Origin of the sequence: Raoultibacter massiliensis (assembly GCF_900199545.1) — a bacterium.
GTDB lineage: Bacteria > Actinomycetota > Coriobacteriia > Coriobacteriales > Eggerthellaceae > Raoultibacter > Raoultibacter massiliensis.
In genome coordinates this window covers 1,625,614-1,650,260 of record NZ_LT962671.1, presented here as the reverse complement: position 1 = coordinate 1,650,260, position 24,647 = coordinate 1,625,614, and the positions used below count along the sequence as shown (strand labels likewise).

Sequence of the window (24,647 nt, the reverse complement as noted above, 5' to 3'; positions counted from 1 at the left end):
TATGGTCTGAAACACAGGAAAAGCCGCATTCCCCCAATGCGGCTTTTCCTGTGTTTGATGCTGCTGGAAGGAAATCGGATCGACGGGACCCGATTTCCTTGTTTTCCGAATAGCTACTTCGAGAGTATTTCGCCGGCAAGATATCCCCATGTGAGTGCTCGGCCGTTCGAGTTGCCGGCCATGTTGATGGGGTAGTCGACCGCGTAGATGTCGCCCGATGCGTTGCCGATCGCGTACAGTCCCTCGATGGGCTGCTTGTTCGCGTCGAGCACCTGCAGATCGGTGTTGATCTTGAGTCCGCCGACGATGGCGAGCAGTGCGACGCCCACCTTGGCAGCGTAGAAGGGTGCCTTCTCAACGGGGAAGAGGTACTCGCTTTGCTTGTGGAAGTCGTCGTCTGATCCGGCGGCCACGAGTTCGTTGTAGCGAGCCACCGACTCCTTGAGCTTGTCTGCGGGAATGCCCGTGAGCTCGGCGAGCTCGTCAAGCGTATCCGCCTTGAACACCTTGCCGTCGTCGGCTTCGAGACCCGTGTTGACGAAATCGATGTAGTCCTGTGCGACGAAGGGCGCTCCCACATCGCCGCCCATGATGTCCCAGAACATGCCTCCGCCGCCGGAGAACTCGAGCGTTTTGACGTTTTGCTCGCCGAAGTCGGCGTCGAAGATCGACCAGGCGATATCATCGGTCTGGTGCATGACGTTCATCGATTTGCCCTGAACCCAGGTTGCTTCGTTCATGAAGCGCTCGCCTTCCATGTTGAGGAACATGAACGCACCGTGGAACTGCAGGCCCGCCTGCGGATGGAGCATGAGGGGGAAGGGTCCGTCCTGCACCGTGCCGCCTGCCCACATGCCCATTTTGATGCCGTCGCCCGTCGAGTAGCCAACCGGCGTGTTCTGGCATTCGAGTACGTGATGAACGTTTTCCTCGCAGTAATAATCGACCATCTCGGGATCGTCGTGGATGCCGCCGGTGGCTATGATGACGCCCTTGCTCGCCTTGAAGAGCAGCACGTTGTCGTCTTTGTCGGTAGCGAATACGCCGACGACCTTGTCTCCCTCTTTAAGAAGCTGGGTTGCAGTGGTTTCGAAGCGGTACTCTGCGGGCTTGCTGTGCTTTTCGGCGTCCTTCGAATCGACGTAGAGCACGTTGGTTGCTTGGAAGTAACTGCATTCGGCGGGCCACTCGGGCGTCGCGTCGGTTTTGTGAAATTGGTGGTACGAGAACGATTCGGGGATGATCGCCTTGGGCGCATAGGCGCGGAACGAATCGGGTTCAACGCCGTATTCGGCGGCTTTGTCGATGAGCCAGTCGCCGGCTTCGCCCGATTTGTTGAACCACAGGGAAACGAGCGCTTCGTTCACGCGGCTGCCGCAGCTGCGAACCCAGAGATGCTGGGCCTCGGGAATGTTGACGGTGAGATCCTGTCCGATCGATTCTCCGTAGGATTTGGTGAACTTGGTGTTGCACAGGCCGATTCCGCCGCCGCGCCCCTGTACGGTGCTGAGCTTTTCGAGCACGATGACGGATAGGTCGTGGTCTGCGCACGATGCCGCCGCCGCACACCCCGCATTGCCTGCTCCCAACACGATGACGTCTGCTTCCAGAACCTCTTTGGCATCGCTTTCCGAAAGCGGGGCGGGCGCGGTCATGAACGACGGGTTGGCGATTCGCCCGTAGCCCATGGTGGTGGAACCGCCGCCTCCGCCGAAGCCGATAGCCTCGGACTGGGTTGCAGCTGCGCCGTTTTCGGCACCCTTTTCGCCTGCCGCCCCCGTGGCTGCAGGCGCGCATCCAGCGAGCCCTGCTGCGCCCGCAGCAAGAGCCGCCGTCGCTCCAAGTCCGAGAAACGAGCGTCTCGACAGCGTGTTCTTCTCTGGCATGAATCCTCCTTTGTCGGTGATCCGAAGGCGCGTCGAGCGCCTTCTGCGACTCCCTTAGGCCGCAATGTCAAAGTACCTCTCCGATTCCCGATGCGCAGCGTATGAAACCTGCCGTTTTGCGAATCGGGCAAAAATGAGAGGTTTCCTGCTATGCGTTTGACAGGGCAAAACGACGGCCATGTAGTATGCTGTGTCGATATGTGAGGAGGGAGCCGCATGAAGGTAGACGCTGTGAAGCAGCCTGAAACGGATGGGACGCCGTTTTCGTTTCGTCTGCTCGGCATTGGATTTTGGCAGGCATGGTGGATGCTCGTGCTTTGCACGACGATCGTGGTACCGCCCGACCTGTCGTTTCTCGGCGTAAGGCCAAGCGTTTGGACGCTGCTGTTCACTTCGGTCGGTTTCGCGCTTGCGGCGGCCGCCGCCCCTCGGGTCGGATCGTTTATAGAGCGCGCGTCGATGTTCAAGCTGGCGGCTCTTCTGTGCACGGTTGGGACAGGGGCCTGCGTGGCGATGCGAAGCTTTTCCGGCCATGACGCCCTTGCGGTCTTGCTGCTGGTGTTTCTGACGGTCGCGGCGTTCGGCAACGCGCTTCTTCTGGTTATGTGGGGCGAGCTGTGGGCGACGCTGGCGACCGATCGGGTGAGCCAATACCTGTTCTCCTCGTACGCGTTCGCGTTCGTGCTGTTTTTCGGAGTCCAGCTTTTGCCCTGGATGGTAACGGCGGTTCTCGTATGCCTGCTGCCCCTTGCCTCGTGCGCCATCCTGTACGCTTCGCGCGATGAGACGCGCAGGGCTCCGTCTGCGGCGGACTTCGCGGTTGACCGGCCCCTTGTCGTCAAGGCTATGGGTGCGGTTGTGGTTGCGGGGCTGGCGTACGGCATCGCCCAGTCGTTTTACGCGAACATGGCGTCTTTGCACGTCGCCGAGGGCCGCCCTGATTTGCTTGTTGCGGGAGCGTGCTTCATAGCCCTTGCCGCCCACATCGCCTTCGAGCGCTCGGCGGCGGCTCCGATCGCAATGTATCGGCCGATCGTACCCGCGCTCTCGGTCGGATTGATCCTGTTCGCCATCCTTCCCCTCGCATACGGATACTTTGGCAACGGACTCATCATCGTGGGCGGATACTGCCTCGACATCCTCATCATGCTCGTTTCGGCGGATTTGGCGTTTCGGGCGAGGCGGTCGGTGGCGTTGTTCTTCTCGTGCTCCATCCTCGTGTTGCGACTGGCGACGATCGCGGGGCTTGCGGTCGTAGACATTGCGGTGGGGCGGGGCGTCGTTTCCGCCGAGAGCCAGCTGCATCTGCTGGCGGCCCTTGCCATTTTGGTGATTTTGGTCGGAACGCTGGTTTTTTCCCAGGGAGAACTGCAGAGGTTCTACCAGCCCCAGCCGGCGATTCGGGAGAACCGTGATCTGGATGATCACTGCAGGGCGCTTTCCGAACGCTGCGGTCTGACAGCCCGGGAAGCGGAGGTTCTTGTCCTGCTGGCGAGCGGTCGCAACGTTCCTTTCATATGCAAGGAACTCTGCATTGCGGAAAGCACGGCTCGCCATCATGTGGGCAGCATATACCGCAAACTCGGCGTCTACGATCGGCAGGGCATGATCGACGTGATCCTGCAGAGCTGAAATGTTCTTCCGTCTGCATTGCGACGAGGGGTTTCGATCGTTCTCAGGCAATTATGATGGAAAACATCATAATTATCCATGTTAATGAGGCGAGGGATCAAGTACCATCTACTCAGTCGTAATTATCAGTTGATGCGCGTGCGTTCGGCAGCGGGTTTGACTCGATGTCCGCATCACCTTGAATGGGAATGTGGGGTGCGAGCGTACAGATGCATCGCAAGCCAAGGGCTCGGAGCCCATTTGCACTTGCCGTGGCCGCTTTCGTGCTGGTATGCGCTGTTGCCGGGGGATTCTGCTTCCGGTAGGCTCTGCGCGAAGGGCTTGCGGGGACGGTGCGGGGCAATTTGGCCAAAGCCGACGCGGTGTACTCTATCGCCGTTATGGAAAACAGCGTGCCGGGCGAGTACGTGATCGAGAGCGTTTCGCTCGATGCAACCGTTACCGAAATGCTGGCCGAGGCGATCGAATCGTCGGGGACCGTATCACCGCCGAGCGATGGGCGGTTCGCGCTCGCAGGATAGCCTTCGTTTGCTTCGGCGCTGCCTTCCTGCCGTTTCCAGGCGCCGTGCACAACCTGGTGTTAGCGGTTCATCTGCGACGATGGCAATCTTTCGAGATTTTTACCTGCGCTTGACGGGCTTCTGATCGCCGCGGCGTACAGTGGTTTTCGAACAGAACGGCGAACGACATGAAGGCAAGGAGAATCCATGCAGGTATCGGGAGTGATCTTCGACTGCGACGGAACGTTGCTCGACACGATGGGTGCGTGGCGCGGCGCCGAGCGCGAACTAGCAAGCCGTGCTGGGGCGAAGCTTACGGGAGACGACGTTGCTTTGCTCAACACGCTGACCGTCGGCGAAGCGGGCGAGTTCTTCCATCGGCGTTTTTCCATCGGTGCGAGCGCGAGCGAGGCGGCCGATGCGCTGCAGGGCCTCGTTGTCGGCCATTACGCCTTGGCCGTGCAGGCGCGCAGCGGCGCGCTCGAGTTCGTCCGCGCGCTCCACTCGCTTGGCGTGAAGATGGGCGTGGCATCCTCGAGTCCGAAGCATCTGCTTGAAATAGGGCTCGGGCATGCGGGGATGAGGGAGTGCTTTTCGATAGTTGCCTCCACCGACGATGTGGGAGCATCGAAGCGCCGGCCCGATGTCTACGATTACGCCCGTGCGTTTCTCGGCACGCCGAAGGGGGGCACGTGGGTGTTCGAGGATGCCCGTTACGCGCTCGAAACGCTTTTGAGGGCGGGGTATCGCACGATCGGCGTTCACGATCGCGACGATTCGGGCACGTTCGACGAGCTGAGCGCCCTTGCCGACAAGGCCGTATGGGGCTTTGAGGATATCGATCTGGTCGAGTTCGTTGCGGGGCGGTATGCGAAAGACCGCGTTGGCCAAGAAACCCTTGCGGGCATCTGCTGAGGCCTCGGCGCCCGCCGCGGGTGCCGTCGGCGCTTTCGGCGACATCCATATATGGAGAGCATTCGCAGCGAAATGGGCAATTGCCGCCAGTATGCTACAATAATTCGCTGGAAATGCATCAGAGAGTTAGGGTAAACATATGTCAGGGCATTCAAAATGGGCAACCACGAAGCATCGTAAGGCCGCGCAGGACGCAAAGCGTTCGGCTTTGTTCTCCAAACTGTCCCGTAACATCACGGTGGCAGCCAAGGAGGGTGGCGACCCGAACCCTGACAACAACGCGTCGCTTGCGGCCGCTATCGAAAAGGCCAAAGGCTATTCGCTTCCTAAAGATAAGATCAAGACCGCGATCGACAAGGCGTTCGGCAGCGGAAAGGACGCCGCGAACTACGAGACGGTCATCTACGAGGGCTACGGTCCGGCGGGCGTAGCGGTTTATCTCGAAGCGCTCACCGACAACCGCAACCGCACCGCCGCTGACGTGCGCAGCGCGTTTTCCCATGCCAACGGAAGCCTTGGCACATCCGGATCGGTTGCGTTCCAGTTCGAGCGCAAAGGCCAGATCATGATTCCGAAAGAGGTCGAAACCGGAGACAAGAAGGCGCCCGTGAAGCCGAACGGCGCAGCTGCCGACGAGGAAGAGTTCATGCTCGCCGTTGCCGAGGCCGGCGGCGACGATTACGAAGACGCCGACGAGGAATGGATCGTCTACACGAGCCCCACCGATCTCATGGCCGTCAAAAAGGCCATCGAGGAAGCGGGAATCGAGACGAAGGGCGCCGAGCTCATCATGGAAGCTGCCACGCCGACCGAGGTGAGCGTCTCCGATGCCAAGAAGGTCATGCGGCTCATCGACAAGTTCGAAGAGCTCGAGGATATCCAAAACGTGTACCACACGATGGATATCACCGACGAGATCGCCGAAGCCCTCGACGAGTAGGACGATACTGCAATAGAGAGCCGATGCGGGCGCGCCGACAGGTGCGCCCGTTGCTTTTTCGGGCGTTTGATGCAGTTTCTATCGGGTGGGGGATGCGTTGCTCGGGCTGCTCTCGTCTGATTCGAGCAACGCCATAAGCTCTGAATGGGAGTGGATGCCGAGCTTGGCGTAGATGTTGCGCGAGTGCGATCGCACGGTGTTGAGCGATACCTGAAGATGGTCGGCGACGTATCTGCGACCATGGCCGCGGGCAAGCAGCACGAGGACTTCCTGCTCCCGTTCTGTCAGGCCGTAGCGCTGCGATACCGATTGGGAACGCAGGATCAAGCGGTCCTCCGCATCGGCCGGCTCTGATTTTCTTTTCGCAAGGTCGATCGCATCTTCATACGAAACCGGCAGCATGAGTTTATCGAGCTGCTTCGGGGGCGAGACGAGCAGGGCGAGCAGGATAAGGGCGTACGCTCCGACGAGAAACGGCGTGGAGGACAGGTTTTCTTCGGCGAGCAGGGGGCCGACATCGCCTCCGATAAGGTATCCGAGCAAGCTTCCGAGCAGTACGGCGGAGTATCCGAAGCCGAATATCCGCAGCGGGGAGGACTTCGATTGAAAGCAGATGTAGGCGAAGATGCAGAACGCGATGTTTCCCGTGATGCCGCTGAGGGTGCCGTTGAGCGCGTAAAACAGCGGAACGTGATCTTCGAACAGCGGGAGCACTACCAGGATGATCGTGGTGCCGACGAACAGGAAATAGCATACGCGCCCGTAGTCGACCTTTTTGCTGGCGTTGAACGCGTAGCAGACGAAGATGAGGGCGACGAGCATTTTCAGCAGGATATTGCCGACGACGCCAAGTTCGATCGCTTCTGAGGTTTGAAGCGTCGCGAGCATCGTTTTGATGTAGTTCGAGCAGAAGCGAAACGCGAAGATCATGAATACGAGCCGTGCGAAGGTTCTGCCGAACGATTTGGCGGTTTTGGGGCGGGCGACGGGGTTCTTCTTCGTGGGAACCAGTGCGAACGTGATCGCTCCGAACGCCGGCAGGAGGCAGAAGAGCACGGTTGATATCGGGGTGGGTGCAACGGTGACGATGAGGTACAGGCATGCCGCCACGAGTTGGGAAGTCATGAACAGGAGCATCGCCCTCCAGGGGGAAAGCGCGCTGTACAGGATGCCCGCTTTGATGAAGAGGACGGCGGCGCCGACTCCTGCGAGCAGAGAGCCGGCATGCAGCAGCATCGAACCCGACTCGGGGACAAGCCAGGATACCGCCAGGCAGACATCTCCTGCAACCGCCAGCGCGGCGATTGCAGGGATCGACCATCTCTTTTCGAAAAGCCGCGAAAGGCTGCTGCTGAGGATGCCGCAGGCGATGAGCGCGGCTATGAGCACCACCCTCGTTTCGACGTAGGCTGCAGAAAACGTCGATTCGGTTCCCGATGAAGGCGATATCCAGTCCTGGACGCCGCTTGTCGAAAGGATCCACGCCGACCAGAACGCGATGCCGAGATAACCCAGGAACGGCGCCTGGTCGTTCACCGATTCGAAGTACGATGCAATGCGTTGTTTGATGGAATCGATCAAGGCACCCCTTATTCCAGTCAGCTCACCCCGTTCAGCAATTGTAGGGAAAGAACCGCGTGCGCACAAGGATGGTTCAGTAAGAACTTCGCGGTGCGGCCATTGTCGTCTCACCCCGAAAAGACTAGTCCTCTTTTAAGCATTTCAGCTGCGAAAACAAATCGCATTGGTCCTTTTTTGACGTTTCTGCCATGAGGCGGGCGGGCTATCGTGCAGGTCGTCGATACGACAGAGGGAACAAGATATAAGGAGGAACCGATGGAAAAGGTAACTACGAGGCGCAGCTTTGTGGCGGCAACGGGTTTGGGCATGCTCGGTTTGGCGGGCGGAGCTCTCGGCCTTGCAGGTTGCAGCTCCGAGCCTGCGCAGAAAAGCTCGGGCGCTCAGGCGTCGGAGGTCGCGTGGGATGAGGAATACGACGTAATCGTCGTCGGTGCGGGCCTTGCCGGCCTGGCTGCCGCCATAACGGTGGCGACCGAGGGCGACGGGGCGACGTGCCTTCTCCTCGAAAAGAGCGATCAGCCCGCAGGCGGCGGCAACAGCCAGTTCTCGTCGGGCAGCGTAACCTATACCGATGACGCCGAAGCATTCGGGAGCTATCTCAAAGAGCTGCGGGGCGATTATACGGGTACGCCCGACGACATCCTCGAAGTGTTCGCACAGCGCAGCGCCGAACTGCGCGACTGGGTTGTCGGCCTTGGCGCCGACGAGTCGGATATGAAGTTCACGAACGAAGACGGGTCGAAGAAAGGCGAGTTCGGCGAACTCGAGAACTCGGAATCGTATCGCTACATGAGCTTCGACAAGAAGGAATCCAAGAGCTTCACCCACATATCGCACTTTGCCCTGTCGGTCGTCGAGGCCCATGCCGACGTCATCACCGAAAAGACAAAGGCTCCGCTGACCGATCTTGTCTGCGACGCCGAGGGCGCGGTTGTCGGCGTTGTGTACGACGACCGCGGCAAAGAGATGAAAGCGAAGGCGAACAAGGGCGTCATCATGTGCTGCGGCGGCTTCGAAAACGATACCGTCATGCGTCAGGACTACTTGTCGGCACCGCACGCCCACCCCGTTGCGGGCATCAACAACACCGGTGACGGCCATCGCATCTGCGCGAAGATCGGTGCCGACATGTGGCATATGCACTCGTGCGCCGGCTTCTGGACGAACGCCGTTTCGCTCGACGGCGAGAAATACTGCGCATACCGTAAGATCAACAAGCAAAACGGCATCACCGTCGGCATAAACGGCCGCCGATTCTTCATGGACTACGATATGGCGGTTTCGGGCTGGCCTCAGTCTGACGAGCTCGTGAGCCTCGAAGGGGATGTCGGCTGCCGTCACGGACATCAGCAGTTCGGCGGAGAGTGGCCTTTGCTGCCGCTTCCTTCGGTCATGTGGTTCGTCTACGATCAGGATCATGCGGAGGACGCCTACACCGACGGTTCGGGCGATCCGGTAGCCGACGGGTTCGCCGTGTCGGCCGACTCGATCGAAGAACTGGCGGCGCTCATCGACGTGCCCGAATCCGAACTGAGGGAAACGGTCGATTTGTGGAACTCCTACTGCGAAGGCGGAAAAGACCTTTCGTTCCACCGCCCGCCCTCCACGTTGAACCCTGTTGCCAACGGGCCGTTCTATGCGATGAAGTGCTGTTGCGAGTTGCTGAACACCGATGGGGGCCCGCGCCGCAACGCGAAGGCCCAGATCCTCGACACCGCAGGCGAGCCGATTCCCAACCTGTATTCGGCGGGAGAATTCGGATCGCTGTGGGCCCATCTCTACCAGGGTTCGTGCAACCTCTCCGAGTGCTTGGTGTTCGGCCGCGTTGCCGTGCAAAGCGCCCTCGGCATAGCGTAGGGTTGCCGAACTGCGCTGTTCTTGCCGCCCGCGAAACCTGCTTCCCAGGGTTTTCGCGGGCGGTTTCTTTTGCGGCGTCGCGCAGAGCGCACAGGGTTTGCCGTCGCCGTGCTCCGATCGTGGGGATTGCGTTCGAGGGCTTTGCGTTGCCGCCGTTTGTGGTATCATTCGAACAAGTGTTTGTTGATTTGCCAGGTGATTTTCGGACGGCGGGCCATTCTGCCCGCACGGCCGGCGGCTGGCTGGTATCGGAAAGGGCCGCATGTCTTCGGTGCGTCGCGTTGTTCTCGGAATCGATCCGGGGTTGGCCAATACGGGCTGGGGGATTGTCTCCCAGCAGGGCATGCGCCTGTCGTGCCTTGCCTACGGGTGCGTTTCGACGTCGAAGGATATGGAACTGGCGCAGCGCTTGAAGAAGATCCACGATCAGATGAGCGCCGTGATCGCGCGATTCGAACCCGAATGCGTGGGCATCGAAACGGTTTGGTTCGGCGAGAACGTAACGGCGGGTATCGGCACGAGCCAGGCGCGCGGAGCGGCGCTTGTCGCCTGCGCCGCAGGCAGCCTTCCCGTCGGCGAGTTCACTCCTCGCCAGATCAAGCTCGCCGTCGTCGGCACGGGCTCCGCCGAAAAAGAGCAGGTGCAGTACATGGTGAAGCAGCTGCTTTCGCTCGACGCCGTTCCCCATCCCGATCACGCAGCCGATGCGCTGGCGGCCGCAATATGCTATACGACGCACGAAGGAGTGCTATGATCGCGTTTCTCAACGGAATCCTTGCCGGGAAAACACAGGATACGGCGTATATCGAGGTAGCCGGCGTCGGGTATGCGGTCGGCATGGCCGCAGGCAGCCTTGCGAAGCTTCCCGAAACGGGGGAGCGGGTGCAGGTGCACACCCATCTGTACGTGCGCGAGGACGCGCTTTCGCTGTTCGGGTTCCTCACGGTGGAAGAGAAGAGCTTGTTTCTGCGCTTGAACAGCGTGTCGGGCATCGGACCCAAGGTTGCGCTTTCGGCGCTTTCGGTATTTTCGCCCCAGCAGCTCGTGACGGCTATCACCTCTCAGGATGTCGCGCTGGTTTCGAAGATTCCGGGGGTGGGGAAGAAAACCGCCTCGCGGATCATCCTCGAACTCAAAGGTTCGCTCGACGCCGACCTGCTCGGCGAGGCAGCGGGCTCTGCGGCTGCCGCTGGAAGCGCGATGCAGGGCGTTCAGGATGCGCTTCTCTCCATGGGGTTCACCACTGCGGAGATCGAAATTGCGCTCAAGGGCGCTCCTGCGGCAGCGGATGAGGGCGTCCTGTTACAATACGCACTGAAGCGGTTGGGCGAATAGGCCCGATCGCGCGTCGATACGGATGGCATTCAAGAACGGGCGGAAATGGCTAACGAAGGAATAGAAATAGAGGGATTGGTTTTTTCGGCATCGGAAGCCGATGCGGCCATGAGCGCATCGCGCGCGGTCACTCCCGACCTCGTCGAAGACGATCTCGCCCTCGATCGCAGCCTCCGTCCCAAGCTTTTGGCCGACTATGCGGGGCAGGAGAAGGTGAAAGATTCCCTTTCCGTGCTCATCGAGGCCGCTAAGGCGCGTGGCGAATCGGTCGATCACATCCTGTTCTCGGGTCCTCCGGGACTTGGCAAAACCACGCTTGCCACCGTTGTCGCAAACGAGCTCCATGCCAGCATCAGAACGACGAGCGGTCCGGCCATCGAGCGCACGGGCGATCTGGCGGCGATCCTCACCAACCTCGAAGAGGGAGATGTTCTGTTCATCGACGAGATCCATCGTCTGAATCGCATGGTCGAAGAAGTGCTGTATCCCGCCCTCGAGGATTTCGTGCTCGACATCGTGGTGGGGAAGGGTCCTGCGGCCCGATCGATCCGTCTTGATCTGCCGCGTTTCACCCTTATCGGCGCCACGACGCGAACCGGGCTTTTGACCGGGCCTTTGCGGGACCGGTTCGGCATGCTGTTCCGCCTTGATTACTACACTCCCGACGAACTCGCCACCATCGTGTGCCGATCCGCTTCGATTCTCGATATCGGCATCGAGCAGGATGGCGCGCTTGAGATCGCCCGTCGCAGCAGGGGGACGCCGCGTCTGGCCAACCGCCTGCTCAAGCGCGTGCGCGACTGGGCGCAAGTGCGCGGCGACGGCACCATCGACGAGGACGTGGCGGCGCAGGCGTTGAGCTTTTTCGAGGTTGATTCCCTTGGTCTCGACATCATGGATAACCGCATTCTCGAGCTTTTGGCCGTCCAGTTCGCCGGTCGGCCGGTGGGGCTCACCACGCTTGCGTCGGCGCTTTCGGAAGACCCCGAAACGCTCGAAGATGTCTACGAGCCGTACCTTTTGCAGCAAGGGCTCATGATCCGCACGCCCCGAGGGCGGCAGGCAACCGAAAGAACGTACGACCATCTGGGCATCGCCGTGCCGCCGACGAACTGATCGCCGGCCAGCGATCCCGTGCAACCGCGACCGAAAGAGAGACCATGTTTCAGCAAGATTACCTTATGCGCATCTTCCTTCAATTTGCCGAAGCCATCAGGCGCAGCATGCTTAAAGCGAACGGCGAGCAGGATCCTGCTTCTGCTGCTGGGATGCTCGAGGCGGCCGTCGGCGAGGCGACCGAGCTTGACGGCGATGTGTTCTTGTCGCTTGCCCCCGAATCGATGACGAGCATTCTCTCCGTTTCCGGAACCGATCCGCGCGTAGTCGAGTACATTGCGCGCAGCCTGCTGCTGGAATCCGAATACTTGAAGGATGCCGGACAGCCGGAAAAGGCGGAGCTTCGTGCAGAACAGGCTGCCGCGCTCGCGCAATCGTGCGGCATCGAGCTCGACGAGGATGCGATCACGCCCGAGGAGCTCGATGCGTTTTTCGAGGAAAGCCAAAAGGGCTTGAAGTAGGAGCATGGGGCCGGTTTCGCAAAGGAGCCGAATCCTGCGGGGCGTTTTTGGCAGGTTGGCATCCGATCGATGGACGAAAGCGCAAGACGATGGCCCTGAAAAACCGTCTTTGCGTCAACGAACGCCCGTCCAAAGCCTTACGGGACGGTAAAAAAACGCGAATCCCGATAAATGAGGGGTGCAACCGCACGACTTTAGTGTAAAGTGGAACAAAGCCCCAGCAATGGGGGCCAAGTGTTGCCGCCATGCAGCACGAAGAGTGACCTTCCCCGGGTAGGGGAAGAGGAAAGAGGAAACAATGGCGGAAGGTACTGTTAAGTGGTTCAACCCGGAAAAAGGCTATGGGTTCATCTCCCAGAACGATGGCGAAGATCTCTTCGTTCATTTCTCTGAGATCAAGATGGACGGGTTCAAGACCCTCGACGAAGGTGCTGCAGTGCAGTTCGACGTCACCACCGGTCAGAATGGCAAGCTCCAGGCGAGCAATGTGACGAAGGCTTAACTTTCGGGTTTGTCTTACATATGCCAGAAGCGGCCCCGCGAAAGCGGGGTCGCTTTTTTGTGCAAGAACTTGAGTCTGCCGGGCGTGATGCGCGCGAAGCGCGCCGTATGCAACGCTGCGTGCGAAACGTGCGAGATGCGGTATCTGCGATGCGATGCGCGGCAGCCTACACGATGAACATCGCATCGCCGAACGAGAGCATGCGGTATTCATCGGCGATCGCATGCTCGTAGGCCGCCATGATGTTCTCGCGCGTAGAGAACGCGCTCACGAGCATCATGAGCGTCGAGCGCGGTACGTGGAAGTTCGTTACGAGCGCGTCGACTACGTGGAACTCGTAGCCGGGAAGAATATAGAGCGACGTTGCCTCGCGGTCCCGCGCCTTGAGCTCGCCTGCTTGCGCATCCCAGGCGCTTTCGAGGCTGCGAACGCTCGTGGTGCCGACCGCGACGACGCGTCCGCCGCATTCTTTCGTGCGCGCGATCGCGTCGACGACGCGCTGGGGAACGGTGTAGTACTCGGTGTGGATGCGATGCTTCTCGGGATCTTCTTCATCGACGATGCGGAACGTGTCGAGCCCTACTTCGAGTTCTACGGTTTCCCAATCGACGCCCTTCTCTTTGAGCCGGGCGATCAGCTCGGGAGTGAAGTGAAGTCCCGCCGTGGGCGCGGCTGCCGACTTCTCGCGAGTCGAGAACACGGTCTGGTAGAGCTCCTCGTCGCCTGCGTAGTTTTTGATGTAGGGGGGCAGCGGCGTGTGGCCGACCGCGTGCATCGCTTCGTCGAGCGTGCCGTACGATTCGGTGGCGAGTCGGGCGAGGCGCTCGCCCTTCTCGGCGTTTTCGACCCAGTCGACGATTTCCGCCGCCAGCGCCACATTGCCTGCGGCGTCGCGGAACTCGACGGCGGCGCCTGGTTTCAGGCGCTTGCCCGGGCGCACGAGCACCTCCCAGAATGCGGTGGTGTTCGAAGCTTCGCCGTGCCCGAACGACTCGCGCAGAAGAAACACCTCGGCGGCTCCGCCGGTTCCCCGCTTCGCGCCGAGCAGCCGAGCCGGCATGACGCGCGTTTCGTTTGCGACGAGCAGATCGCCCGGCTCGAGGTAGTCGTAGATGTCGCGGAAGATGCGATCTTCGAGCGCTCCTGTTGCGCGGTCCATGACGAGCATCCTGCATGCGTCGCGTTCTGCGGCGGGTTCTTGCGCGATGCGCTCTTCGGGAAGGTCGTAGTCGAAATCGCTGGTTCTCATCTGCAATCTTTCTTCGGTGGCTAAGCTTACCGGCATCGGGTGATTCGGGTTCGCTCTCGCGCGCGGTTCGGGCGTCGGATCTCCCTTTGGCCGTCCGCCTTCGAGTACGTTGGATGCCGGGTTGCCATTATAGGCGTTTCGCTCGCGATTGCCCGGCTCAATCGTCCCGCTTTTTGCGGAGCTCCTTGAGTATGCGCCGTTTGCGCTCCTGTTGTTCGGCATAGGCTTGCCGCGCCCGCTTTTTCTCGGCGCGTTCGGCTTCGGTCGCGGCGCGCTCTTCGGCGTGCGCTTCCCGCTTCGCTTCGCGCTCGGCGGCCCGCGCCGCTTTCCTCTCGCGGCGCTCCGCTTCCGCTTCCGCCTGCGAGATGCGGCATCCGCAGTAATTTTGGCGATACATGCCGAGCGCACGGCTTCGGCGCGTGGCTTCGTCGTAGAAAGGACGGAAATCCTCGAACACCGAATCGACGCCGTATGCGCGGCTCGCTCGAACAAGCTCTTCTTGGATGACCTCGGTATACTGGTAGGGGCTTACGGTGAGTGTGGTGGAAATGCCATCGAAGCCATGCCCCGCGGCGCAGCGGGCGGCTTCCTCGAGCCGCAGGCGATAGCAGGCGCGGCATCGATCCCGCCTATCGGCTTGCGGGTCGGCCGCAACGGCGCCCGCCCGATCCTCCCATTCGCGTGCGTCGTATGCGCCCTCGATGACCGGAATACCGGCCTCTTCGGCCCATGCGCGCAAGGTCGCAAGCCTACGAGCGTACTCGCTTACGGGATGGATGTTCGAATTCATGTAGGCGATGGTTATGTCGTGGCCTGCCTGCGCCAAGAGCCTCGCGGGTTCAAGCGAACAGGGGCCGCAGCATGCATGGAGTAGTAATTTCATATGCTTATCGCTCGCTCCTTTTCTCCTGCCTTATACTACCATGCGAACGTATACGCAACCTGATACATAAGGATTACCACATGGAGCAAACACCCTATCGCGCAGTGTTCTTCGATTTGGACGGTACGCTGCTGCCGATGGATCTCAGCGAGTTCATGCAGTCGTACTTCGAGAGCCTCGCCGCCTACGTTGCCGCGCGGGGGATAGATCCCGCCGTGTTCACGGCGGGCCTCAAGAGCGGCATCAAGGCGATGGCGGCGCACGATGACGGACGTCTCAACGCAGAGGCGTACTGGGATGCCTTTTTCGAGGTCGTCGATCGCGGCGAGATCGATTGGACGCCGTTCATCAACGAATTCTACGAGAACGATTTCGGGAAGATCGGGAAGGGCGTCGTGCCGAATCCGGCTGCAGCGCGCGTGATCGAGACGCTTGCCGCAAAGGGCTATCCTCTCGTGCTGGCCACCATGCCCATGTTTCCCTTGCGCGCCGTGCAATGGCGCCTTGCCTGGGCGGGGGTCGACCCGAATGCGTTTGCGCGCATCACCAACTACGAGAACTCGACGTCGGTCAAGCCCAAGCTCGCCTACTATGCCGAGAACCTTCGTGCGGCCGGGCTCGAAGGCGCAGATGTGCTTATGGTAGGCAACAATACCAAAGAAGACCTCGCTTGTCTCGGCGTCGGCATGGACGCCTATCTTGTGACCGACCATCTGCTTGATCCCGAGAAGTTCGATCTGTCGCAGGTGAAGCACGGTACGATGGAGGAATTCGCCGCATGGGTGGACGCTCTTCCGGCGTGCGAGAATCCGGCAACCGGCATCGTCGCCGGTCCCGTGGACGACGAATTGTAGGCTCAGGATGGCATTGTTCGATTTTACCGTAGAAGCCGCGAGCGGCTACGCCCGCGCGGCGTCGTTCGAAACCGCCCACGGAGTTGCGAAAACCCCTATGTTCATGCCGGTGGGCACGCATGCGACCGTGAAGGGCGTCACGACCGACCAGCTTTCCGACCTCGGTGCGCAGGTGGTGCTCGCCAACACCTACCATCTGTCCATGCGCCCTGGCGCCGATCTCATCGCCGAGGCGGGCGGGTTGCATGAGTTCATGCAGTGGCACGGGCCGATTCTCACCGATTCGGGCGGGTTCCAGATATTCTCGCTTGCCGATACGCGCAAGCTCGACGCCGACGGCGTGACGTTTCGATCCATCTACGACGGTTCGAAGATCCGCTGGACTCCCGAAAGCAACATGGAGATACAGCAGAAGCTCGGCGCCGATATCGTCATGCAGCTCGATCAATGCGCCCCGTATCCCGCAACGCGCGAGTTCGTGGAAAGCGCCGTCGATCTTTCGGCCCGCTGGGCGGCGCGATGCCTGGCGGCGCACACCAGGGAGGATCAGGCGCTGTTCGGCATCGTGCAGGGCGGGATGCATCTCGACCTGCGCCTGCAGTCGGTCGAGCGCCTCAAGGAGGCGGGCCGTGCGAGCATCGAATCCGGGCATAAGGATTTCCAGGGTTTCGGCATCGGCGGCTATTCGGTCGGCGAGGAACACGACGTGATGTTCGAGACGCTCGGCGAAGTTGCTCGCGCCCTTCCCGATGACAAGCCGCGCTATCTCATGGGCGTCGGCAACCCCACCACGCTCGTGCGCGCCGTGCGCGAAGGCGTCGACATGTTCGATTGCGTGCTTCCCACCCGAACCGCCCGCATGGGCACGGCGTTTTCGTCGACCGGTCGCATGAACATGCGCAACGCGAAGTACACGCGCGATTTCGGGCCGCTCGACGATGCGTGCACCTGCCCGGTGTGCGCAAAGTACACTCGTGCCTACATCCGTCACCTCGTCAAATCGAACGAGATGCTCGGCGGCATGCTGCTTTCGGTGCACAATCTGCACTACCTGCTCGATCTCATGCGCCGCGCTCGAAGCGCCGTGCTGGCGGGCGAGTACGAAGAGTTCTACCAAGCGTGGATGGCATCGCCGGCGGCGAACGACTATTGATCGGGTAAAGGTTCGGCATCGACTCCGCCGGTCTATCTGGTTATGGGAGTGGACTTGTGGCACAATATGAAGGTTCGTGCACCCGAACGCCGTTGAATACGGCCATGCGGGTGCGCTCATCGCAATGAAACGACTCCGTGTAGACGTACGAGGAAGAAGAATCAGCATGGCGGTACAGACGAAGAAAAAGAAAAAAGGCTCTGCCGACAGGCGAAACATATGGCTCCTTGTGGTCACGACGCTTCTGGTGGTGGGATCGATATTTTTGTTCACGCCCCCCGCAGAGAAGATCAACCAGGGTCTCGACATCCAGGGCGGCCTTTCGGTCGTGTTGACTGCGAAGAGCACCGACGGGGGAGAGATAACCACCGAGGACATGGAGGCCAGCCGTTCCATTATCGAGAGCCGCGTCAATGCGCTCGGTGCCTCTGAAGCGACCGTGCAGGCGCAGGGCACCGATCAGATTCTCGTGCAGATCCCGGGGCTCTCCGATACGGAAGCCGCGCTCAACACCATCGGCAAGACCGGCAAGCTCGAGTTCGCGCGACTCGATTCGTTTACCGACGAAGCGGTGAAAACCAAGATCGAGAACAATCAGTTCTCTACCGAGGAGACCTATACCGACGAGGCGGGCAATTCGCTCCCGTCGGGTAAGACGACCCATCTCGAGGTCGAACCCGGTACCTATACGCCGATCGCCACCGGCTCCAACATTGAAAGCGTATCGATCGGGCAGGAGTCCACGACATCGACCGACTACTCGGTCAACGTGAAGCTCGATAGCGATGGCGCGGCCGCATTCGCCGAGGCGACCAAGGAGCTCGTGTCCGACCATGGCAAGATCGTCATCATCTTGGATGGCGAAGTGCAAAACGCGCCTGCCGTGTCGTCGGAGATCCCCAACGGCGAGGTGTCCATCACGGGCGGCTACACGCTCGACGGTGCCAAATCGCTGCAGACCGTGCTCCAGAGCGGCTCTCTGCCCGTGAGTTTCGAGTACGCGCAGAGCCAGGTCGTCGGACCTACGCTCGGTCAAGAGGCGCTCTTCGCGGGTGTGGTTGCCGCGGCGATCGGGTTGCTCGTCGTCATGCTGTACCTGTTGTTCTTCTACCGCGGACTCGGCCTCATCACGGCTGCTGCCATGGCCATATTCGCGGTCATCTACCTAGGCATACTGGCCGCGCTTTCCGCTTTCGGCTTGTTCAGCCTTTCCCTTGCGGGAATCGCGGGCATCGTGCTCACCATCGGCATGGCGGCCGATTCCTCGATCCTCACGCTCGAACGGTTCCGCGAGGAGATTCGCATGGGCCGAAGCGTGCGCGCCTCGTCGATCACCGGTGTTCGCCACGCGATCGTCACCTCGGTCGACGCCGACCTCGTCACGCTCGTGTCCGCGCTCTCGCTGTTCTTCCTCGCTTCGGCGTCGGTCAAGGGCTTCGGTCTTACGCTCGCGCTCGGCATCTTTTGCGACATCGTGATGATGCTGCTGTTCAAAGCGCCGCTCATCCGCCTGCTCGCCCCGCGTTCGATCGCCAAGCATCCGGGATTCTGGGGCATCAAGGATAGCCTTGCGGCTGCTGACGATTACAAAGCGCTCGCTGCGGCCGAAGGCGAATCCGTTGCCGCCGCAGAGGAAGGCGCGGCACTCGATGCGAAGGCAAGCGAAGAGGTTGCCGAGAAGCTCGATGGCGCAGAGGGCGCCCGTGCCGCTGAAACCGCGTCGAAATCGCGCGGGAAGTTCATCAAGCACGACATCAACTTCCTCGGTCATCGCAAGGTGTTCTTGACGGTGGCCGCTGTGCTCGTGATCGCATCGTTCGCGATCGTGGGGGTGAAAGGCCTGAATTTCGGCATCGAGTTCGTGGGAGGCACGTCGATCGCGTTCCATGGGACGGGCGATGTAACGACCGAGCAGATGCGCACAGCCTTCGACGATGCGGGCGAGCCCGACGCCGTCGTCCAGACGACGACCGCCGAGGGTGAAGCCGGATTCCTCGTGCGCACCACGACGACAAGCGCCGAAGACGCCGCAGCAACGGCGAACAAAGTTGCAGACGGGCTCGGCCTTGCGGCCGATAGCTTCGAAGTCACGACGATCGGTCCCGACTGGGGGGCAAGCGTCATCCAGTCGTCGATCATCGCGTTTCTCGTGTCGATCATCCTCATCATCATCTACATCGCAATCAGGTTCGAGTACAAGATGGGCGTCACGGCCATCATCGCGCTTCTGCACGACCTCGTGCTTGTGATGGGCATTTACGCGCTTGTGGGCCGCGAGGTCAACCCGAACACCATTGCGGCGCTGCTCACGATCCTCGGGTATTCGCTCTACGACTCGGTGGTCGTGTTCCACCGCATCAACGACAACATGAAGGAAACCGACATCAAGTGCACGTTCATGACGATGGCGAACCATTCGATCAACCAGGTGCTCGTGCGCACCATCAACACGACGCTGACCTCGCTGATTCCCGTCGTCGCAATGCTTTTGTTCGGCGGCGAGACGCTTAGGGACTTCGCGTTCGCCATGACCATCGGCCTTGTGTGCGGTTCGTACTCGTCGATCGCCGTGGCCACGCCGCTTTATGCCATGTGGAAGACGCGCGAGCCTCGCTACGCGAAGCTGGCGAAGAAGTACGGCCCCGAGATCGGACGCTTCGAGTTCGCCCATCCGAGCGTGAGCGCTCCGGTCATGGCGACCAAGAAGCCGTCCAACGTCAAGGCGGGCAAAACGGCCGAGAAGGCCGCTTCCGCCAAGAAGGCATCGGGCTCGGCAGGTTCGGCCGGTGCCAAGAGCAACCATCATTACCGGAAGAAGAAGCGATAACGGCAATGGATCAACGATTGGCGGGCCTGCATGCGCGGGCCCGTTTGAGCGACGGCGGAAGGAGCCGATCATGAGAGAGGGTAGCGCCCCGAATTTCTGCCCGCCTACCGAAGAGGGCATCACGCTTACGTTCGAAGACGAGGGAGGAGAGCGCATCGACCTCGAATTCCTCGGTTTGATTCTGCATGAGGGGAAAAGCTACGGCTTCTTCTTCCCGATCGACGAGGACGTGCCTGCGGGCTCGTCGGGCGAGGTCGTGCTGCTTGAAGTGACCGAGCTTGATGAAGACGGCCAGCCGGCGGCTTTCGAGCTCGTTGAAGACGAGGCCATCGCCGCGGAGGTGTACGATGATTTCCGCACGGCAACTGCGGAGCTGTACGATTTCGAAGACTAGGCGCTGCGAAGTTTCATCGGGGTGCGCAAGGCGGGGCTTTAGGGCGGGGCTTTGAAGCCCCGCCTTCGCGCTTCCGGAATCTCAGAACTCGATCGGAACCCAGCTGCCGTCGATGTCGCACATCCAGGCCTGGGGTTCTTCGACTGAGAAGAACGTGAGCACGGGGTCGTTTTCGTCTTCGTAGGTTTCGCCGAGACCGCACATGTGCTCGTATCCCGCTTTCCGAACCTCCGCGTTTGCGCGATCCTCGAGCCCTGCCTTTCCGCGCAGGATGATCCATCCGTGTCCCGGATGCCAGCCCGACAGCTCGAACTTCGGATTTGCCTGAAGCTCGCGATAGACGTCTTTGGTGGTGGCCGTGCAGAACCATATCTTTCCGTCCTGTTCGGCGGCGAAGCTGAACGGGCGCACGTGGGGCTGATCTCCCTCGCAGGTGGCGAGGTACCATGCGGGGATGTTGGTGAGGTAATCGAGGACCTGTTCGTTTCCGGTCATGCTCTGTTCCTTTCTCTGCTTCGAGCGTCGAGGCTCGTTTCTGGGCGGCAAGCCCGTTTTCATCGGATTGCGAATGTTCGCTGAAAGCGCTCGTCTTAGAGGGGGATGAAATTCGTGGCGAAGACGACGGCAAACATGATTGCGAGTACGATAACGGCATTGCGGTCGAGCGCGGTGTAATGCAGCGGCTTGAGGCGCGTGCGCCCCGGGCCTCCGTGGTAGCAGCGCGCATCCATGGCGAGCGACAGTGTTTCGGCGTGTCTGAAGGCGCTTGTGAACAGCGGGACCATGAGCGATGTCAGCATGCGCAGGCCGCCCTTGAACGGGCTTGAGGCGAATGCGGCCCCGCGACTGATCTGCGCGCGGTAGATCGTCTGCAGTTCGGTGGTGAATTGGGGAAGGAACCTGAGCGCGATACCCATGATCATCGAGAGCTCGTGTGCGGGTACGCCGACGCGCGCGAAGGGCTTCAAGAGGTACTCGAACGCATCGGTTATGTCGAGCGTCGCGGTGGCGAGCGTGAGCAGGCTCATGCTGAGCAGCAGCAAAAACAGGCGCACGGCGATGAAGGCGGCCTGCACGAGGCCCGCCTCGCTGATCTGGATGATCCACCACTGGAAGTACACGGTGCCGCCCTGCACGAAGAACACGTTCAGAAGCGCGGTGATGACGAGGATGAACGCGAGCGGGGCGATCGATCTTACGGCTTTGCCGAGCGGGATCTTGGCGATGATGAAGAACGCCGCTGTGAACGCCGCGCACACGGCGAGGCCGACGAAGGACTGGGCGACGAAGATGATCGCCATCACCGCAAGCGAGAGCAGGAGCTTCGCTCTCGGATCCATCCGGTGGATGGGGCTCGTTCCCGGCCAATATTTTCCGAACATGGCTATTTCGGGCACGACGCCTCATTCCCTTCGATACCCGATGCGAAAGGAGCGTCTGCGGTTCGCGGCTCTTCTTGCGCGTTCGGCACATCGAGCGCATCGGGCGACGCAGAGGAGCGCTTGCGGTACAGCGTTGCAAGCGCGTCTGCCAGAGATTGGGTATCGTAGAGCTCGCCGTTCAGGTGAATGCCCGCTTCTCTGAGGTCGTTCGCCAGCTTTTGGGCCGAGGGCACGCCCAGGCCGATATCGCGCAGCTCTGAGGCATGCGAGAACACTTCCGCAGGTGTTCCGAGGGTGAAAAGCGACCCCTCTTTAAGCACGAGGACCCGATCGCAGTAGCGTGCGAGGTCGTCCATCGTATGGGAGACCATGACAACAGTAAGACCGCTTTCGTGCAGGTCAGAAATCAGGTTGAGGAAATCGTTGCGCGCGGCGGGGTCGAGTCCGGCCACCGGTTCGTCGAGGATGAGCTTGGTCGGGCGCATGGCGAGCACCCCTGCGAACGCCACGCGGCGCTGCTGGCCGCCCGAAAGCTCGAAGGGACTCTTGTCGCGGATCTCGTCGAAGTCGAGGGCGACCTGCGCAAGCGATTCCCGGACGCGCGCATCGACCTCGCTTGCGGCAAGGCCCATGTTACGCGGGCCGAACGCCACGTCGTCGTAGACGGTGGCCGCGAACAGCTGGTGCTCGGGGTACTGGAACACGACGCCCACGTTGCTGCGCGCCGCTGCAGCGGCCTTCTTGTCGGCGATGTCGACGCCGTCGACGAGCACGCGCCCCGAGGTGGGGTGGATGAGCCCGTTCATGTGCTGGATGAGAGTGCTCTTGCCGCTTCCCGTATGCCCGGCGATGCCGAGGAATTCCCCGTCTTCAAGGGTGAAGGTGATGTTGCAAAGCGCCCATGTCTTGCCGGCGGGGTTTCCCCAGAGCGGCTTCGGCGCGTCGGCGCCATCGCTTTTCGCCGTGTCGATGGCGCAAGGCGATGCGCTGTCTGCCCCGACGGACGCGGCCCCCGGTTCGACCAACGCGTCGAAGCCGCCTGAATCCGCATCGCCCTTGCGCCGGCGCTTCTTTTTCGCGGGTGCGCTGTACGAGTAGCTTACCTGTTCGAAAGCAATTGGCATAGCTCCTCCTCAAGGCTCTGGTCGTCGACGTGCGTTGCCACGGGCACGCCTCTTTTCTGCAGCTCGCGCGAGAGTTCGCAGGCGAACGGCACGTCAAGGTTCAGGCGGTCGAGCTTCTCGGTCTGGGTGAGCACCTCGTCGGGCGTGCCGTCGAGTGCGATCTTTCCGCCGTCGAGCACGACCACGCGATCGGCAAGTCCTGCTTCTTCCATGAAGTGGGTGATCATGACGATGGTCATACCGCGATCGTTCAGCTCGCTGCATACGCGCATGAGCCCGCGCCTGCCGCGCGGGTCGAGCATGGCCGACGCCTCGTCGAGCACCAGTATCTGCGGGTTCATGGCCAGCACGCCCGCGATGGCGACGCGCTGCTTCTGCCCGCCGGAAAGCGCGTTGGTTTCGTGCTTCTCGAACCCCTGCAACCCCACTTCGTCGAGCGACGAGGTCACGCGGGTCCTCAGCTCGTCGGTGGGGACGCCGAGGTTTTCGGGGCCGAAGGCGACGTCGTTTTCTATCAGGCTCGCGACGAGCTGATCGTCGGGGTTCTGAAACACCATGCCCGCATTGCTGCGGATCAGGTATAGAGCGCTCTCGTCGCGCGTGTCGTGTCCGAGCACGCTAACCGCTCCTTCGTCGGGTACGAGCAGCGCGTTGATGTGCTTGGCAAGCGTTGACTTGCCTGAGCCGTTGCCTCCGAGGATGCAGACGAACTGTCCTGAGGGTATCGAGAGCTCGATGCCTTGCAAGACGAACGTCTCACCGTCGTAGGTGAAGCCGGTCTGTTCGAATTCGATCATGCGTTTCGTTTTCCTTCCATGGGCTCGCTTTTCTGCTGCGAACCCGCTTCCCGCTTTCGGGCTGAGCTTCGTACGGGTGGCAAGAGAAGCGGGCTTCGCCTGCTCGATGCTGCCGCGCGCCTGCGGCCGTATTCGGCTACTTGCCCTTGATCTGCTTTTTCTTAGGTGTGATGAGGTTCGATATGCTCTTGTACACGATGAGCGTCAACACAGAATTGATCAGAGCCTTGATAAGGTTGAACGGTGTCAGTATCGGGATGATCATGGCGACAACGGCATCGAGCGGCACGCCGAGCCATGCGGGGGTGATGATGAGGTTTCCGAGGATCGCGGCAAGCGTTGCGCAGATCGAGGAGATGACGAGTCCGGCGATGGCTCCCTTGTAATTGTGCACTTTCTTGTAGATGAGGGCGGCGGGCAGAATGTATCCGGTGACGACGATGATGTTCATAACCGCGCCTGAGAAATCTCCGAGCATGATGCCGTGGATGACGGCGCCGATGATGCCGACCGAGAGTCCTGCCGCGGGTCCGTATGCGAAGCCGCAGACCATGGCGGGCATGGCCGAGGCGTCGTACTTGAGCCAGGTGACGCCGGGAAGGAGGGGGAACTCGATGAACGAGAGGAGCACCCCGATCGCGCAGAGGAGCGCCATTGTCACGAGTTGGCGCGTTTCCCATTTGTTCGTGTTCTTGAATTGGTAGTTGTTCGTGGCTTCAGCCATAGCGTACCCTTTCTCTTGCGAGCCCCGTGTAGAGCAGGTGTCGATTCCGGGCCCAGAAAAGAAACGAACCTGTATGAATTCCTCTTTCATACAGGCTTCTCGGGTTTGCAGAACTCCGCCTTACGGCGAAACGTCCCTGCAAGCTCTGCCTCTTCCATCCGGACTGTAACCGTTGGTTTTGGAATCTCACCAAAATCAGCCTGCGTACCCGATGCCGCCGCGTTGCGGTTGATCGATGCCGCAGGGTCGCGGACTCTCGGTTCGGCCGCTTGCGCGGACCGACCGAATTACCGCCAGTGAGGAATTGCACCTCGCCCTGAAACAGAATTCAATGCCCGTATTGTATCGGGAGTGCGCGCAATGCGCAAGGGGGAGGTGGGCCGCCGTCGATGCGGGATGCGCCCGATCGTCCGATCGGAGTATGCGCTCCCGGGTTTTTTGGGGAATTCTGCAGGGAAATATGTATTCTTTGCCCCATTCTACGAGCTGTTGTATGATGGCACGAACGTAGATTAATCGCACCAGGAGCACTCCG

Annotated in this window: 23 protein-coding genes and 1 riboswitch; of the genes, 14 read left to right on the top strand and 9 right to left on the bottom strand. The window is 60.8% G+C overall.

Annotation, left to right across the window (positions count from 1 at the left end):
- Positions 1–113: 113 nt before the first annotated feature.
- Complete coding sequence (locus C1719_RS11335) at positions 114–1,886, bottom strand: FAD-dependent oxidoreductase (protein ID WP_102375209.1); 1,773 nt, start codon at positions 1,884–1,886, stop codon at positions 114–116.
- Between the two features lie 216 nt (positions 1,887–2,102).
- Here C1719_RS11335 and C1719_RS11330 point away from each other — a divergent pair, with 216 nt between their 5' ends.
- The 4 genes from C1719_RS11330 to C1719_RS11315 all read left to right on the top strand — a co-directional run bounded on the left by C1719_RS11330 (position 2,103) and on the right by C1719_RS11315 (position 5,873).
- Entirely contained in the window at positions 2,103–3,518 is a 1,416-nt protein-coding gene (locus C1719_RS11330) for a helix-turn-helix transcriptional regulator (protein ID WP_102375208.1), read from the top strand.
- Between the two features lie 344 nt (positions 3,519–3,862).
- Positions 3,863–4,039 carry a hypothetical protein gene (locus C1719_RS15760; protein ID WP_180963572.1) on the top strand — a complete coding sequence of 59 codons (177 nt, stop codon included), beginning with the start codon at positions 3,863–3,865 and terminating at the stop codon, positions 4,037–4,039.
- Positions 4,040–4,225: 186 nt separating this feature from the next.
- Complete coding sequence (locus C1719_RS11320; protein WP_102375206.1) at positions 4,226–4,933, top strand: HAD family hydrolase; 708 nt, start codon at positions 4,226–4,228, stop codon at positions 4,931–4,933.
- 139 nt (positions 4,934–5,072) lie between these two features.
- Entirely contained in the window at positions 5,073–5,873 is an 801-nt protein-coding gene (locus tag C1719_RS11315) for a YebC/PmpR family DNA-binding transcriptional regulator (RefSeq protein WP_102375205.1), read from the top strand.
- A gap of 78 nt (positions 5,874–5,951) precedes the next feature.
- Here C1719_RS11315 and C1719_RS11310 read toward each other — a convergent pair whose 3' ends face one another.
- Positions 5,952–7,454, bottom strand: a complete 1,503-nt coding sequence (locus tag C1719_RS11310) for a helix-turn-helix transcriptional regulator (protein WP_102375204.1) — start codon at positions 7,452–7,454, stop codon at positions 5,952–5,954.
- A 255-nt stretch (positions 7,455–7,709) separates the two neighbouring features.
- Here C1719_RS11310 and C1719_RS11305 point away from each other — a divergent pair, with 255 nt between their 5' ends.
- The 6 genes from C1719_RS11305 to C1719_RS11280 all read left to right on the top strand — a co-directional run bounded on the left by C1719_RS11305 (position 7,710) and on the right by C1719_RS11280 (position 12,725).
- Positions 7,710–9,311, top strand: coding sequence for an FAD-dependent oxidoreductase (locus C1719_RS11305; RefSeq protein WP_102375203.1), 1,602 nt, complete (start codon positions 7,710–7,712; stop codon positions 9,309–9,311).
- Positions 9,312–9,573: 262 nt separating this feature from the next.
- Complete coding sequence (gene ruvC, locus C1719_RS11300; RefSeq protein ID WP_102375202.1) at positions 9,574–10,065, top strand: crossover junction endodeoxyribonuclease RuvC; 492 nt, start codon at positions 9,574–9,576, stop codon at positions 10,063–10,065.
- Positions 10,062–10,646 carry a Holliday junction branch migration protein RuvA gene (gene ruvA / locus C1719_RS11295; RefSeq protein ID WP_102375201.1) on the top strand — a complete coding sequence of 195 codons (585 nt, stop codon included), beginning with the start codon at positions 10,062–10,064 and terminating at the stop codon, positions 10,644–10,646. The genes ruvC and ruvA overlap by 4 nt, the downstream gene beginning before the upstream one ends.
- A 45-nt stretch (positions 10,647–10,691) precedes the next feature.
- On the top strand, positions 10,692–11,762 hold the full coding sequence (ruvB, locus tag C1719_RS11290; protein ID WP_102375200.1) for a Holliday junction branch migration DNA helicase RuvB: 1,071 nt from the start codon (positions 10,692–10,694) through the stop codon (positions 11,760–11,762).
- Between the two features lie 44 nt (positions 11,763–11,806).
- The gene (locus C1719_RS11285; protein ID WP_102375199.1) at positions 11,807–12,223 is read left to right on the top strand and encodes a hypothetical protein; all 417 of its coding nucleotides are present in this window, start codon (positions 11,807–11,809) and stop codon (positions 12,221–12,223) included.
- Positions 12,224–12,521: 298 nt separating this feature from the next.
- Complete coding sequence (locus tag C1719_RS11280; protein WP_102375198.1) at positions 12,522–12,725, top strand: cold-shock protein; 204 nt, start codon at positions 12,522–12,524, stop codon at positions 12,723–12,725.
- A gap of 166 nt (positions 12,726–12,891) precedes the next feature.
- On the opposite strand, the gene queA is transcribed toward C1719_RS11280, so the two are convergent.
- Both queA and C1719_RS11270 read right to left on the bottom strand, forming a co-directional pair.
- Entirely contained in the window at positions 12,892–13,974 is a 1,083-nt protein-coding gene (gene queA / locus C1719_RS11275) for a tRNA preQ1(34) S-adenosylmethionine ribosyltransferase-isomerase QueA (protein WP_102375197.1), read from the bottom strand.
- Positions 13,975–14,131: 157 nt separating this feature from the next.
- Positions 14,132–14,857, bottom strand: a complete 726-nt coding sequence (locus tag C1719_RS11270; protein WP_102375196.1) for an epoxyqueuosine reductase QueH — start codon at positions 14,855–14,857, stop codon at positions 14,132–14,134.
- An 80-nt stretch (positions 14,858–14,937) separates the two neighbouring features.
- Here C1719_RS11270 and C1719_RS11265 point away from each other — a divergent pair, with 80 nt between their 5' ends.
- The 4 genes from C1719_RS11265 to C1719_RS11250 all read left to right on the top strand — a co-directional run bounded on the left by C1719_RS11265 (position 14,938) and on the right by C1719_RS11250 (position 20,085).
- On the top strand, positions 14,938–15,711 hold the full coding sequence (locus tag C1719_RS11265) for an HAD family hydrolase (protein ID WP_102375195.1): 774 nt from the start codon (positions 14,938–14,940) through the stop codon (positions 15,709–15,711).
- A gap of 7 nt (positions 15,712–15,718) precedes the next feature.
- Complete coding sequence (tgt, locus tag C1719_RS11260; RefSeq protein WP_102375194.1) at positions 15,719–16,864, top strand: tRNA guanosine(34) transglycosylase Tgt; 1,146 nt, start codon at positions 15,719–15,721, stop codon at positions 16,862–16,864.
- 166 nt (positions 16,865–17,030) lie between these two features.
- Positions 17,031–19,691: a protein translocase subunit SecD gene (gene secD / locus C1719_RS11255; RefSeq protein WP_102375193.1), complete on the top strand. Its 2,661-nt coding sequence runs from the start codon at positions 17,031–17,033 to the stop codon at positions 19,689–19,691.
- A 70-nt stretch (positions 19,692–19,761) separates the two neighbouring features.
- A complete protein-coding gene (locus C1719_RS11250) occupies positions 19,762–20,085 on the top strand; it encodes a DUF1292 domain-containing protein (protein ID WP_102375192.1) in 324 nt (107 codons plus the stop codon).
- Positions 20,086–20,166: 81 nt separating this feature from the next.
- On the opposite strand, the gene C1719_RS11245 is transcribed toward C1719_RS11250, so the two are convergent.
- The 5 genes from C1719_RS11245 to C1719_RS11225 all read right to left on the bottom strand — a co-directional run bounded on the left by C1719_RS11245 (position 20,167) and on the right by C1719_RS11225 (position 24,112).
- Positions 20,167–20,580, bottom strand: a complete 414-nt coding sequence (locus tag C1719_RS11245) for a pyridoxamine 5'-phosphate oxidase family protein (protein ID WP_102375191.1) — start codon at positions 20,578–20,580, stop codon at positions 20,167–20,169.
- 95 nt (positions 20,581–20,675) lie between these two features.
- Entirely contained in the window at positions 20,676–21,482 is an 807-nt protein-coding gene (locus C1719_RS11240; protein ID WP_102375190.1) for an energy-coupling factor transporter transmembrane component T family protein, read from the bottom strand.
- Positions 21,470–22,591 (bottom strand): energy-coupling factor transporter ATPase, encoded by a 1,122-nt coding sequence (locus C1719_RS11235; RefSeq protein ID WP_102375189.1) that lies wholly within the window; start codon positions 22,589–22,591, stop codon positions 21,470–21,472. Before C1719_RS11235 ends, C1719_RS11240 begins: the two co-directional genes overlap by 13 nt.
- Entirely contained in the window at positions 22,567–23,388 is an 822-nt protein-coding gene (locus tag C1719_RS11230; protein ID WP_102375188.1) for an energy-coupling factor transporter ATPase, read from the bottom strand. Before C1719_RS11230 ends, C1719_RS11235 begins: the two co-directional genes overlap by 25 nt.
- 136 nt (positions 23,389–23,524) lie before the next feature.
- Positions 23,525–24,112 (bottom strand): ECF transporter S component, encoded by a 588-nt coding sequence (locus C1719_RS11225; protein ID WP_102375187.1) that lies wholly within the window; start codon positions 24,110–24,112, stop codon positions 23,525–23,527.
- 142 nt (positions 24,113–24,254) lie between these two features.
- Positions 24,255–24,440, bottom strand: a riboswitch (FMN riboswitch).
- Positions 24,441–24,647 lie beyond the last annotated feature (207 nt).

What these genes read in the sequence shown, in the direction of transcription:
- C1719_RS11335 (WP_102375209.1), bottom strand. Translation starts at nt 1,886, where the DNA reads ATGCCAGAGAAGAACACGCTGTCGAGACGCTCGTTTCTCGGACTTGGA.
- C1719_RS11330 (WP_102375208.1), top strand. Translation starts at nt 2,103, where the DNA reads ATGAAGGTAGACGCTGTGAAGCAGCCTGAAACGGATGGGACGCCGTTT.
- C1719_RS11320 (WP_102375206.1), top strand. Translation starts at nt 4,226, where the DNA reads ATGCAGGTATCGGGAGTGATCTTCGACTGCGACGGAACGTTGCTCGAC.
- C1719_RS11315 (WP_102375205.1), top strand. Translation starts at nt 5,073, where the DNA reads ATGTCAGGGCATTCAAAATGGGCAACCACGAAGCATCGTAAGGCCGCG.
- C1719_RS11305 (WP_102375203.1), top strand. Translation starts at nt 7,710, where the DNA reads ATGGAAAAGGTAACTACGAGGCGCAGCTTTGTGGCGGCAACGGGTTTG.
- ruvC (WP_102375202.1), top strand. Translation starts at nt 9,574, where the DNA reads ATGTCTTCGGTGCGTCGCGTTGTTCTCGGAATCGATCCGGGGTTGGCC.
- ruvA (WP_102375201.1), top strand. Translation starts at nt 10,062, where the DNA reads ATGATCGCGTTTCTCAACGGAATCCTTGCCGGGAAAACACAGGATACG.
- ruvB (WP_102375200.1), top strand. Translation starts at nt 10,692, where the DNA reads ATGGCTAACGAAGGAATAGAAATAGAGGGATTGGTTTTTTCGGCATCG.
- C1719_RS11285 (WP_102375199.1), top strand. Translation starts at nt 11,807, where the DNA reads ATGTTTCAGCAAGATTACCTTATGCGCATCTTCCTTCAATTTGCCGAA.
- C1719_RS11280 (WP_102375198.1), top strand. Translation starts at nt 12,522, where the DNA reads ATGGCGGAAGGTACTGTTAAGTGGTTCAACCCGGAAAAAGGCTATGGG.
- queA (WP_102375197.1), bottom strand. Translation starts at nt 13,974, where the DNA reads ATGAGAACCAGCGATTTCGACTACGACCTTCCCGAAGAGCGCATCGCG.
- C1719_RS11270 (WP_102375196.1), bottom strand. Translation starts at nt 14,857, where the DNA reads ATGAAATTACTACTCCATGCATGCTGCGGCCCCTGTTCGCTTGAACCC.
- C1719_RS11265 (WP_102375195.1), top strand. Translation starts at nt 14,938, where the DNA reads ATGGAGCAAACACCCTATCGCGCAGTGTTCTTCGATTTGGACGGTACG.
- tgt (WP_102375194.1), top strand. Translation starts at nt 15,719, where the DNA reads ATGGCATTGTTCGATTTTACCGTAGAAGCCGCGAGCGGCTACGCCCGC.
- secD (WP_102375193.1), top strand. Translation starts at nt 17,031, where the DNA reads ATGGCGGTACAGACGAAGAAAAAGAAAAAAGGCTCTGCCGACAGGCGA.
- C1719_RS11250 (WP_102375192.1), top strand. Translation starts at nt 19,762, where the DNA reads ATGAGAGAGGGTAGCGCCCCGAATTTCTGCCCGCCTACCGAAGAGGGC.
- C1719_RS11245 (WP_102375191.1), bottom strand. Translation starts at nt 20,580, where the DNA reads ATGACCGGAAACGAACAGGTCCTCGATTACCTCACCAACATCCCCGCA.
- C1719_RS11235 (WP_102375189.1), bottom strand. Translation starts at nt 22,591, where the DNA reads ATGCCAATTGCTTTCGAACAGGTAAGCTACTCGTACAGCGCACCCGCG.
- C1719_RS11230 (WP_102375188.1), bottom strand. Translation starts at nt 23,388, where the DNA reads ATGATCGAATTCGAACAGACCGGCTTCACCTACGACGGTGAGACGTTC.
- C1719_RS11225 (WP_102375187.1), bottom strand. Translation starts at nt 24,112, where the DNA reads ATGGCTGAAGCCACGAACAACTACCAATTCAAGAACACGAACAAATGG.